Source organism: Caballeronia concitans (genome assembly GCF_001544615.1).
GTDB lineage: Bacteria > Pseudomonadota > Gammaproteobacteria > Burkholderiales > Burkholderiaceae > Caballeronia > Caballeronia concitans.
Window position 1 is genome coordinate 200,337 of sequence record NZ_FCNV02000008.1, and the last position, 11,509, is coordinate 211,845.

The 11,509-nt window shown below is 59.9% G+C and carries 12 protein-coding genes; 9 read left to right on the forward strand and 3 right to left on the reverse strand.

Features of this window, described 5'->3' with window-relative positions:
- Positions 1-3: 3 nt before the first annotated feature.
- Complete coding sequence (locus tag AWB72_RS19010) at positions 4-1,050, reverse strand: beta-ribofuranosylaminobenzene 5'-phosphate synthase family protein (protein WP_040049659.1); 1,047 nt, start codon at positions 1,048-1,050, stop codon at positions 4-6.
- Positions 1,051-1,834: 784 nt separating this feature from the next.
- Positions 1,835-2,209 carry a 4a-hydroxytetrahydrobiopterin dehydratase gene (locus tag AWB72_RS19015; RefSeq protein WP_040049660.1) on the reverse strand — a complete coding sequence of 125 codons (375 nt, stop codon included), beginning with the start codon at positions 2,207-2,209 and terminating at the stop codon, positions 1,835-1,837.
- Between the two features lie 385 nt (positions 2,210-2,594).
- Here AWB72_RS19015 and AWB72_RS19020 point away from each other — a divergent pair, with 385 nt between their 5' ends.
- The 9 genes from AWB72_RS19020 (at position 2,595) to AWB72_RS19060 (ending at position 10,737) form a co-directional block, all read left to right on the forward strand.
- Positions 2,595-4,403 (forward strand): methanol/ethanol family PQQ-dependent dehydrogenase, encoded by a 1,809-nt coding sequence (locus tag AWB72_RS19020; protein WP_040049661.1) that lies wholly within the window; start codon positions 2,595-2,597, stop codon positions 4,401-4,403.
- Between the two features lie 101 nt (positions 4,404-4,504).
- A complete protein-coding gene (locus tag AWB72_RS19025; RefSeq protein WP_040049662.1) occupies positions 4,505-4,918 on the forward strand; it encodes a c-type cytochrome in 414 nt (137 codons plus the stop codon).
- 42 nt (positions 4,919-4,960) lie between these two features.
- The gene (locus AWB72_RS19030; protein WP_040049706.1) at positions 4,961-5,881 is read left to right on the forward strand and encodes a substrate-binding domain-containing protein; all 921 of its coding nucleotides are present in this window, start codon (positions 4,961-4,963) and stop codon (positions 5,879-5,881) included.
- Entirely contained in the window at positions 5,878-6,645 is a 768-nt protein-coding gene (locus tag AWB72_RS19035; protein WP_040049663.1) for a hypothetical protein, read from the forward strand. Before AWB72_RS19030 ends, AWB72_RS19035 begins: the two co-directional genes overlap by 4 nt.
- Before the next feature lie 24 nt (positions 6,646-6,669).
- Positions 6,670-7,644, forward strand: coding sequence for a LysR family transcriptional regulator (locus tag AWB72_RS19040; protein ID WP_040049664.1), 975 nt, complete (start codon positions 6,670-6,672; stop codon positions 7,642-7,644).
- Positions 7,641-8,576 (forward strand): quinoprotein relay system zinc metallohydrolase 2, encoded by a 936-nt coding sequence (locus AWB72_RS19045; protein WP_040049665.1) that lies wholly within the window; start codon positions 7,641-7,643, stop codon positions 8,574-8,576. The genes AWB72_RS19040 and AWB72_RS19045 overlap by 4 nt, the downstream gene beginning before the upstream one ends.
- A 17-nt stretch (positions 8,577-8,593) precedes the next feature.
- Positions 8,594-9,442, forward strand: coding sequence for a quinoprotein dehydrogenase-associated SoxYZ-like carrier (locus tag AWB72_RS19050; protein ID WP_084592772.1), 849 nt, complete (start codon positions 8,594-8,596; stop codon positions 9,440-9,442).
- 11 nt (positions 9,443-9,453) lie between these two features.
- A complete protein-coding gene (locus AWB72_RS19055) occupies positions 9,454-10,371 on the forward strand; it encodes an MBL fold metallo-hydrolase (protein WP_244285683.1) in 918 nt (305 codons plus the stop codon).
- Positions 10,372-10,428: 57 nt separating this feature from the next.
- Positions 10,429-10,737 (forward strand): EthD family reductase, encoded by a 309-nt coding sequence (locus AWB72_RS19060; protein ID WP_040049667.1) that lies wholly within the window; start codon positions 10,429-10,431, stop codon positions 10,735-10,737.
- A 13-nt stretch (positions 10,738-10,750) separates the two neighbouring features.
- Here AWB72_RS19060 and AWB72_RS19065 read toward each other — a convergent pair whose 3' ends face one another.
- Positions 10,751-11,497, reverse strand: a complete 747-nt coding sequence (locus AWB72_RS19065) for a Pr6Pr family membrane protein (protein ID WP_040049668.1) — start codon at positions 11,495-11,497, stop codon at positions 10,751-10,753.
- Positions 11,498-11,509 lie beyond the last annotated feature (12 nt).

Consider the following 11,509-nt stretch of genomic DNA (forward strand, 5'->3'; position numbering starts at 1 on the left):
TCTTCAGGCGGCGTCTGCGCCCGGCTGTCGATGACCGGCTGCGCGCCATGTTGCGCCGCGATTGCGCGCGGTCGCGATGGAGAACGCAAGCGATGCGTTTCGCGTGCCTTGCTGCGTCGCTCGTTGCGCCGTTTCGAGCGCGCGTTCCGCGGCGTCGGCACTTGCGACGAATGCGAAACCCACGGGTCCCCACGACGTTTGCCCGATGCCGGCTTTCTGTTCGGCGGCTACGGCGTCGAGTGCGCGGGCCACGTCGGGGCTTGCGAACACGCCGCCTTGCACGGGCGCGAAGTATTCGCCGATGGTCTGCTGCATCGTCGTGATGGCGCTGGCGAAGGTATCGAAGTCGCTCTCGGCGACGGCGGGCAGGATCTGCATCAACGCGAGATGCGAGAGATGCGCGGCGAGCGAAGCGGGGAAGGGCGCAAGCGCTGCGAGGCCGCGTTTTTCGGCGTCGCCGTGAAGACCTTCGCGGGAGGTATCGTCGATGAGCAGGATGCGCCAGGCATCGGGAAACGCGTGACGCGCGAGTAGCGGCGGGATCGTCGAGTGAGTTGGCGCGGTGCTGCGTCCGCCATCGACGATCAATCCGCCGTGATCGAAGCCATGAATGCCGATGCCGGAGCGGCCGCCCCGGCCGAGCATGTGCGCGATGTCGGCGGTGCTGATGTCGTGTCCCGTGATGCGGGCGAAAGCGGTTCCGAGCGCGAGTGCGAGTTGCGTGCCGGAGCCTAGGCCGGTGTGGGCGCGCGGTGTTTCGTGCACTTCGATTTCGACGGGACGCGGTTCGTTGAGCGCTGCGCGCAGGCGTTCGAGATGCGATTCGATGCGTTCGCGCTGCGCTTGCGTCGTGATGCCGTGGACGTGCGATGTGCGTTGCTGCGCGAGCCTTGCGGTGATGCGCGTGTCGTGTCCGTCGATGACGAGGCCGACGCTGCCGAAGGCGCGGCCCAGCGAGCCGTTCGGATCGATGAAGCCGAGATGCAGCCGGGCAGACGCCGAAAGGGTGATCGCCGGGGGCGGCGATAGGCGGCTTTTGTCGGTTTGCATGCGGGCGTGGGCTCCCTCTTTGGGCCGGGACTTGGGCCCCCGTTTTAGGCAAGTCCTGTACCAGGACGCGGGTTTTTTTTGCCTTTTCTGGCGAGGTGTCGCTTCGTTTATTCGCGTTGGTCTATTAGTGCGCCCCTCCCCGGGGCGGGGGTTACTTTCTTTGCTGCTGCAAAGAAAGTAACCAAAGAAAGCAGCTTTTCGGGCCCGAAGCACTGACTGTATGGTCACTCCGTAGAACCAGATTGGCACTCAGCTTGACACAGCCTTGAATCACCTTCCGCGCCCGCTGAGCGCCACCCCATGCGAGCCCCCTGGCTCGTTAACACCGTCGGGCACTGGCGCGTACGTAGAAATAGAAAACGCACACGTTAGCCACAAAGCACCAAGCACACACGCAAACCGCAAACTCCAACTGCAAGCCATGCGCGCGAACCACCACGAGTGAGAGTTAGCGGTGGCGAGTGACTGTCGTTGAAGCTTGCGCGATCGCGCGGCGCGTCGTGTACCGACGGTGTTGTCGAGCCCGGGGGCTCGCATGGGGTGGCGCTCAGCGGGCGCGGAAGGTGATTCAGGGCTGTTTCAAACTGAGTGCCAACGTGGTTCTACGGAGTGCAACATCAAAAACGAAGTGCGGGCGAAAAAGCTGCTTTCTTTGGTTACTTTCTTTGCAGCAGCAAAGAAAGTGACCCCCGCCCCGGGGAGGGGCGAGCTAATAGACCGACGCGAAAAAACGAAGAAACGAAGAAACGAAGAAACAAAGGCCGCCGCGTAAGGCAAAAAAACCTCAGTCATATTTGATGTAACGAAACCGCTGATCCCCGGAAGGGGTCCCCTCGAGGGCGCCGCCCTCTTTCCCCGGCTGCCATTGCACGACCTCTTCGATCTTCGAAGCCAGAGCAAAGTCCTTATCAGTAATGCCCTTGGCAGAATGCGTCTTGAGCTTCACGACGACAAACGCATACGACACCGTCAAATCCGGATGATGCCAGGCCGCTTCGGCCAGATGCCCCACGGTATTCACTACCATGAGCGTCCCTTTCCATCCTTCCGTTTTGATCTTGCGCCTGAGCCAACCATCCTCGAGATACCAATGCGCGAGCAATCCGGTCAGACGTTGCTGAATCTCGTCGTCGGTATAAACCTTCTCGGTCTGAGTCATGGCGATACCTCCCCGGGCAAGAACACACAGAGTCAGTATGCACGCGCAAAGCGGCCAGAGGCAAAGAGAAACCTGCTGCAATGCGTCAACAGCGAAGTGAAGCAAACGCTGTCTCAAACAAACAGAACATTTCGCGTATTTGACACAGTATGTATCGCTCATCCAGGCACGCATACGCAGCAAGTCACCACGCGCAGCCGCAAACCACCCCGCGCGCAAGCGTTTTAAAAACCGGCATGGAATATGCAATTGGCGTCGATACACAAAACGTCCGGCCATGACCGGGCAATGCGAATACGCGTTACCTGCATCCAGAAGGCGCGCACGATGCAAGCCGGTAGCGTGGTCATCCCTGGGTCGGAGGCATCACCTTTCTGGAGGAGACATGAACTTACGCACCCTGGTTCTTGGACTGGCGGTGGTCGCGACGGCAGGCCTGAATTCGTATGTGGCGCAGGCCGATCCACAACTCGACAGCCTCATCAAGAATCCCTCGAATTGGGCAGCGCAAGCGGGCGATTATTCGAATCACCGCTATAGCACGCTCAAGCAAATCAACGAGAACAACGTCGGCAAGCTACAGGTTGCCTGGACCATGTCCACCGGCGTGCTGCGCGGTCACGAAGGCTCGCCGCTCGTCATCGGCGATACGATGTACATTCACTCGCCGTTTCCCAACAAGGTCATCGCCATCAACCTGAAGGACCAAACCTTCATCTGGCAATACCAGCCCAAGCAGGATCAGCAAGTCATATCGGTGATGTGCTGCGATACGGTCAACCGTGGTCTCGCTTATGGCGACGGCAAGATCTTCCTCCAGCAAGCCGACACGAAACTCGTCGCGCTCGATGCCAAGACCGGCGATGTTGTATGGAGCGTTCAAAACGGCGATCCCAAGAAAGGCGAAACCAATACCAACGCCCCACACGTATTCGGCGACAAGGTGCTGACCGGTATCTCCGGCGGCGAATTCGGCGTGCGCGGCCGTCTCATCGCGTACAACATCAAGGACGGCAAGGAAGTCTGGAAGGCCTTTAGCACAGGCCCCGACGATGAGATGCTGCTCGACCCGCAGCAAACGATGACCTGGACCGACGGCAAGATGACGCCGATCGGCGCCGACTCGTCCATCAAGAGCTGGCAGGGCGATCAGTGGAAATACGGCGGCGGCACCACATGGGGCTGGTACGCATGGGATCCGAAGCTCAACCTTGTCTACTACGGCACGGGGAATCCCGGCACCTGGAACCCGACACAGCGCCCCGGCGACAACAAGTGGTCCATGTCGATCTTCGCGCGCGATCTCAATACGGGCAAAGCGAAATGGGTCTATCAAATGACGCCTCACGACGAGTGGGACTATGACGGCGTCAACGAGATGATCCTCTCGGACCTGAACATCGGCGGAAAGAAGGTGCCCGCGATCGTTCACTTCGACCGCAACGGCTTCGGCTATACGCTGAATCGTGAAACGGGCGAATTGCTTGTCGCGCAGAAGTACGACCCGGCAGTGAATTGGGCCGATAGCGTCGATCTCAAGAGCGGCTTGCCGATTCGCAATGCATCGTATTCGACGCAAAAGGCCGGTCCGGATCACAACGTCAAGGGCATCTGTCCCGCGGCGCTCGGCTCCAAGGACCAACAGCCTGCCGCGTTCGATCCGGGCACGAGTCTCTTCCTCGTACCGACCAACCACGTCTGCATGGATTACGAGCCGTTCCAGGTCGATTACGTGTCCGGTCAGCCGTTCGTCGGCGCAACGCTCTCGATGTATCCCGGTCCGAACCAAAACGGTTCGATGGGCAACTTCATCGCGTGGGATGCGGCCAAAGGCAAGATCGCATGGTCCAAGCCGGAGCGGTTCTCGGTGTGGTCCGGCGCGCTCGCAACGGCAGGCGGCATCGTGTTCTACGGCACGCTCGAAGGCTATATCAAGGCGGTTCGCATCAAGGACGGCAAGGAGCTGTGGAAGTTCAAGACGCCGTCGGGGATCATCGGCAACGTGTTCACGTATCAGTATCAGGGCAAGCAATACGTCGGCGTGTATTCGGGTATCGGCGGCTGGGCCGGCATCGGCATGGCAGCCGGACTCGAGAAGTCGACGGAAGGTCTCGGCGCGGTCGGCGGCTATCGCGAACTCGCCAAGTACACGGCGCTCGGCGGCACGCTGTTCATCTTCGCCATCCCGAGTTGATGCAACCTTCCTGACCTGAGCAGTCATGCGCGGCGGCAACTCACTCACGCCGCCGCGCATATCCGCTTCAAAGCACGATCATTATTCAAGGAGACAAGCGCATGAAAGGCCGATCACTCTTGGTGTTGTCGATAACGCTCGTTGCGTCTTCAGGCTTGCTTGCCCAGACCGATTCAGGGCAGATGAAGCCGGTGGCGTACAAGGTCGTCGACGGCAACAAGGTCGACAACGATACGCTGCAGGGCTGGCGTACGTGGCGTGCGCTTGCATGCGAACGCTGTCACGGGGCAAGGCAGGAGGGCATGGTCGGCCCTTCGCTGATCGATGCTTTCAAAACGCTCGACAAAACCGAATTTCATCGCACTGTATTTGGCGGCCGCGTAGAGAAGGGTATGCCCGACTTCAGTTCGAGTCAGATGATGCAAAAGAACTGGGAGAATCTTTACGCGTATCTGAAGGGACGTTCCGACGGCAAAATCAATCCGGGCGACTTGCAGGCGATCGATGCCAAATAGGCACGTCGACGTTAGATGACCGCGTTCACTCCCGGAGGCTTCATGTCTTACCGTCAAGCCAGCGGCGCGCTGTTTCGTTCGATGTTTCGTTTGATGACCACCTGTTTTACGGCACTTGCAGCGCAAGCGGCGTTTGCGCAAGGCGCGGGCGCGCCGCCTCCCAATCTGCCGAATAACGACGGCGCGGACGGCGTGCTGCGCGTATGCGCCGATCCGAACAACATGCCGCTCTCGAACCAGAAGGGCGAAGGTTACGAGAACAAGATTGCGAGCCAGATGGCGAGTGACTTCGGCTACAAGCTCGAATACACGTATTTCCCGCAGCGCATGGGCTTCGTGCGCAATACGCTGCGCGAAAAGGTGCCCGATACCGACCGCTATAAGTGCGATCTGATCATCGGCGTGCCGAAGGGCTATGAACTCACTGCGACCACGCGGCCGTATCTGCATTCGACATATGCAATGGTCCTGCCCAACCGACCCGAGTACGAAAGCATCAAGACGCCGGCGGACCTCATCAATCTGCCGCCCGATCAGCTCAAGAAGATGAAGCTCGGCATCTTCGTGAAGAGTCCTGCGGTGGACTGGCTGCTGAGAAATAACCTCATCGATCAGGCTGTGTCGTATCAAGGGCAAAGCGGCGATCCGGAAGCGTTTCCCGGCGAGATGATCGAGCGCGATCTTTCGAAAGGCAATGTCGATGCCGCATTCGTTTGGGGCCCTATTGCAGGCTATTTCGTGAATCGCTCTGATAACAAGGTGAGGCTCGTGGCCTTTCCGCCTCAACCGGGCATACGCTTCGATTTCGAAATCTCGATGGGCGTGCGTTATGGCGAAAAGGCATGGCGGGACAAAGTGGACAACTGGATTGCATCGAACCAGCCGAAGATCGATCAGATTCTGACGAGCTATCAGGTTCCGTTGCTGCCGCTACAGCCGATGCAGCCGGCGCAAACGCAATGAGCGCCGCGCATGTGGTGTTTCGCGCGCTCGCGACGGCGTGCGCGCTCGCCGGTGCCTTGTCGATCAATGCATTCGCCGCCGATGCGCCGCCCGCATCGGCGGCTGCGCCGGACATTGCGCCAGCCGAGCGGTTGCTTTTCATGCAGCCGCATATGACGGGCATCGATCCTCAGACGGAACTCGATTACGCAGTGGATTATTCGGGCCCGCCCGCCAAGGTCAGCGATACGTTGCGCGTGCTCGTGATGAGTCCCGGCAATAACAAGAACGACGCGCGCGTGACCGATCGCACAGGCAACGTCGATGTGCCAGGCGGCCTGCCATGCAATCCCGTCATCATTTATTTTCTCGAACACGATATCGCCGAGATGCAGCAATTGACCGGTGGACAGCGCCGCTATTTCCAGCAGCGCGTTCGGCTTGCGCTTGCCGCCGGTCCTGCGGTCACGCCCGTTTCTGGCGAGACACTCGGGATCAAGAACGGCAAGGGCGTCAAGGCGCGCCAGATCGTGATTCAGCCTTACCTCAACGATCCGAATGCCGATCGCTTTGCGCAATACACCGGCAAGCGCTATACGTTCGTCATTGCCGATGACGTGCCCGGTCGCGTGCTCCTCATTCGCACCGAAGTGCCCGGCGCGGGCAATGACTTCGCGCATCCCTTGCAGAAGGAGACGATTGCTTTCCAAGGCGCGCTCAAGAATATTTCGCCGCCTGCAAGCGCGCCCGTCAAGACGGGGAACGCACCGCGCGCGAGCCGGTGATTCGCTCCACGCTCTGCACCACGCATGAACTTCGTCCGTTCTCTCACGCTGCGTCAGCTTCAAATCTTCGTGATCACCACGCGCTGTCCCAGCTTCGCACGCGCGGCGGAAGAGTTGCATCTCACGCAGCCGGCGGTGTCGATGCAGATCAAGCAACTCGAAGACGCCGTCGGCTTGCCGCTATTCGAGCGCGTTGCGCGCCGGCTCGCGCTGACGGAGGCCGGCGAGAAGCTGCAGCATCATGCGAGCCGCATCCTCGGTGAAATCAAGGACGCGGAAGACGCCATGATGTCGCTCACGCAAGCGGATAGCGGATCGATTGCGGTGAGCATAGTGAGTTCCGCAACTTACTTCGCGCCAAAATTACTCGCGCTTTATTCGCAGCAATATCCAAAAGTCGATGTGCACTTTTCGGTGGGAAATCGCGAGACCTTGCTCAGGCTCTTGCAAGATAATGCAACGGATCTCGCGATCATGGGACGCCCGCCGCCCGAGCTTGGCACGACGGCCGAGCCGCTTGCCTATCATCCGCATGTGATCGTCGCGCCGCTGTCGCATCCGTTGAGAAATGCGCGTCGCTTCGACTTGCACGAACTCACTCACGACACGTTCCTGTTGCGTGAGCCGGGATCGGGAACGCGTGCCGTCGCGGAACATGTGTTCAAGCAGAATCTCTTCGTTCCATCGCGCAGCGTCACGCTCGGAAGCAACGAGACGATCAAGCAGGCTGTCATGGCCGGCATGGGCGTGAGCCTCATTTCACTGCATACGCTTGCGCTCGAATTGCGCACGGGCGGCATTGCGGTGCTGGATGTGAACGGCACGCCCGTCGAAAGAACATGGCAGCTCGTGCATTCGCGCTCGAAGCAATTGTCGCCCACGTGTCTCGCGTTTCGACGCTTTCTGCTCGAACATGCCGAGCCGTTTCTGGAGCGCGAGTATGCGGAGTTCGGCTTGCTGCGGCCCAGGCGTCTCGCGGATGCGGAAAGCGTTCGATGACAATAGCGTCGATGCTGCGCGCGTTGGCGTTATCGGCAATGCTTGCGTTAGGCGCCGCGAGCGCGCATGCGGAACCGGCGCTTGCGGTGCAGCAGATTACACCGGGCAATTACGCGCATCGCGGTCACGACGATGTCGCGACGCCTGCCAACGGCGGCGATATTGCCAACGTGGGCTTTATCGTCGGATCTCGCTGCGTGGCGGTCATCGACACGGGCGGCACGCTCGCCGAAGGGCGGCAACTTCGCGCCGCTATTCGACGCGTCACGCCGTTGCCTGTGTGCTATGTCATCAATACGCACATGCATCCGGATCATATCTTCGGCAATGCGGCGTTCAATGACCATCATCCGCAATACGTCGGCAGCGCGAAGCTCGCGGAAGCGGAGGCGGCGCGCGCGGACAACTACTTGCGAGCGTTGCATCGAGAGCTTGGCGCGGTGGCGGACGGCAGCGAAATCATCCCGCCGACCTTGTCGGTAGACGGAACCATGACACTCGATCTCGGCGAACGCACGCTGACGCTGCAATCATGGAAAACAGCGCATACCAACAACGACATCACGGTATACGATGAGAAGAGCGGTACGTTATGGCTCGGCGATCTGCTTTTCGTCGGATGCATACCGGTGGTGGACGGAAGCATTGTCGGCTGGCTTGAAGATATCGCGCGCATTAAGCAGATGAATCCGCGCTATGTAGTACCGGGACATGGTCCGCTGAATGTCCCGTGGCCGCAATCGCTGGATGCGGAGGAACAGTACCTTGCCGAACTGGCGCGCGATGTGCGAGCGGCCATCAAGCGAGGCGAAACCATTCAAAAAGCCGTCGATACGATAGGCGTGAATCAGCGCGGCAAGTGGCTGCTGTACGACGTCTATCATCGCCGCAACGTGACGGCGGCCTATGCGGAACTCGAATGGGAGCAGTAGCGGCAGAGGAGGACATCATGACGAGTCGACCCATTGCAGCGTTCGCGGCATTGTTCGTGACGCTTGCCCCCTGCATCGCGCAAGCCGCTCAGCCCGACGACGATCCCGATAAGGTCGCGCGCTGGCTCGACTTCAAGGAAGGCACGTTCAAAGGCCGCACGATCGATACACATGGCGATGCCGTCATCAAACTCGATGCACCCGCGCGCGCCGCCGATGCTGCCGTTGTTCCCATCGCGATCAATGCGCAGTTTCCACAAACGCCTTCCCGTTATATCAGCAAGGTCTATCTATTCATCGACGAGAATCCGGAGCCGTATGCAGGCTCATTCGAATTCACGCCGGAGTCGGGACTGGCAAGCATAGAAACACGCGTGCGCGTGGAGGACTACACGTTCATGCGCGTGATAGCCGAGACGAACGACGGACATCTCTATAGCGCAGTACGTTTCGTCAAGGCATCGGGCGGCTGTTCGGCTCCTGCAGGCAAGGACGATGAAGCGGGCGAACGCGAGGCCGGTGCCGTGCGTCTTCAGGCCGAAGGCAAGCCCGCAGCGGGCAAGCCCGAACTCGCTCAATTGATGGTGCGTCACCCGAACCGAACCGGCATGGCGATGAATCAGGTCACGCGCAATTACGCTACGGCCTATTTCGTGCGCAAGGTTGCCGTGACATATGCAGGCAAGCCGGTGATGACCGCGAACGTGAACTTTTCGATCAGCGAGAACCCGAATTTCCGCTTCTATTTCGTGCCGAGCGGAAGCGGTGAATTGAAGGCGCATATCGAGGATACGAAGAACAAGAACTTCGAAGGCGTGGTCGCGATCGACGCGCAATCGGCCCCGCAAACATCGGCGATGAAATGACGCCACGTTGCGTGAGAGCCTTCATAGGCGCGCTGCTGTTCGCGTTCGTCGATGTGGCGATGGCCGCGCTCGCCGGCATGCCTGCGCCCGTCGCTATCGCGCCGGGCGTGTATGCGTTCATCGGCACCGCCGATGCGGTTGCGCCCGCGAATCACGGCATCGTCGCGAACAATGGCTTTATCGTGGGGCCGAGCGGCGTGACGGTGATCGATACGGGGCCGTCTTATCGCTATGGACGCGCGATGATCGAAGCCATTCGCAAGGTCACGCCTTTGCCGGTGAAGCTCGTCATCATCACGCATCAGGCGCCGGAGTTCGTATTCGGCGCGGCTGCATTTAGGGATCGCGATGTGCCCATACTCGCGCACGCTCGCACTGCGCAACTGATTAAAGAGCGATGCTCGATCTGTCTCGCGAACTTGCGCAAGACGCTGGGCGAAGACGAGATGGCCGGATCGCGCGTGACCGTGCCGGATCGCACGGTCAATGGCACGACGGAAATCGAAAGCGGCGGACGCAAGCTGCAATTGCTGCATTTCGGTCCGGCCAGCACGCCCGGCGATCTTGCGGTGCTCGATACGCAAACGGGTGTGTTGTTCGCGGGCAGTCTCGTTTCGAATGGACGCATTCCCGAACTGCGCAACGAGCACATTCCCGGCTGGCTCAGCGCGCTGGACAATTTGCGCGCGCTGGATCTCACGGCCGTCGTGCCCGCGTTCGGCGCGCCGCTGAATGGCGACGACGTCATGCAGACAGGCGTTTATCTGCGCGAACTGGATGCGTCGGTCAAGCGCGCTTACAAGAGCGGCGTGGGTCTTACCGATGCGATGCATTCGGTGCAAGTCCCCGCCTTTAGCGGCTATAAGCTCTATGCCATTGCCCAGCCGCAGAACGTGCAGCGGCTTTATCTTCAGTTGGAGAAGCAATAGCGCCTTATTCGATGATTCGATGCATTAACGCCCACGACCACTCAGGAGACAACGACGATGGCCCAACTCATGGCGCTCTATAAAACGCCTTCCGACAAGGCAGCATTCGACGCCCACTACGCATCGACGCATGCGCCGCTTGCCAAGAAAATACCTGGTCTCAAGCGCTATGAAATCAGCACCGGTCCCGTGACGGTGGCGCAAGGCGAGTCGCCTTATCATTTGGTCGCGCTGCTGGAATTCGATTCACTCGATGCAATTCACTCGGGCCTGGCATCGCCCGAAGGCCAGGCGACGGCTGCGGATCTTGCGAATTTCGCGCACGCCGGCGTCGAACTCATCATGTTGGATACGAAACCCGCCTGAGCTTGAGCGCGAATCAGCGCGGTGTGCCCGGGTCGGCCATGTCGTCCGACTCGACATCCGGATCGGGCACGCTCAAGTCTTCGCGCCGATGATTGATCACGAGGAACACACTCATCAACACGAGAAAGGCCACGACGAGCAGGGTTGCGTTGAAGAACACGCGCTCATAGCCCAGCTCCGAAACATTGATGAACCAGTACGGATAGAAATCCGACGTGCTGCCGCGCCATAGCGTGATGAACAAATAGCAAAGCGGATAGACGAGCCATAACGCGCATCGTCGCCATGACAAGTGAAAGCGCGGCACGAACAAAAGCCAGTAGAGCGCTGCAAGCAAAGGCACGATGGTATGCAGCGCCTCATTGACGAGCGCGCGATACCCCGACGGCGTCCACCAGAAACGCAGCAGCGTGTTGTACGCGATGCCCACGAACACGATATACACCGCGACCGCCGTCACGACAGGCGGTTGCCGAAAGAATCGCGCGACAGGCGACTGCGCGCGCGTGGCGACGCATGTGAAGCACAAGGCCGTGAGCAGCACGGTCAGATTCGTCAGATAGCTGCTCATGCGCGCGAGGCCGTCGATGACAGTGAGTCCGCGACCGAGCGAACGCGCGATGCTCAGGTCCGTCTGCGCGGCAATGGCGAGCCACGCGATCATGGCGATGGCGGCGGCCATTGCAAGCGATGCCGTGCTCGGCGTGTGAAGCGGCAACGCGTGTTCGTTCGCTTTAGAGTGAGTTTGAGGCTTTCGCATGGGCTCATTCTA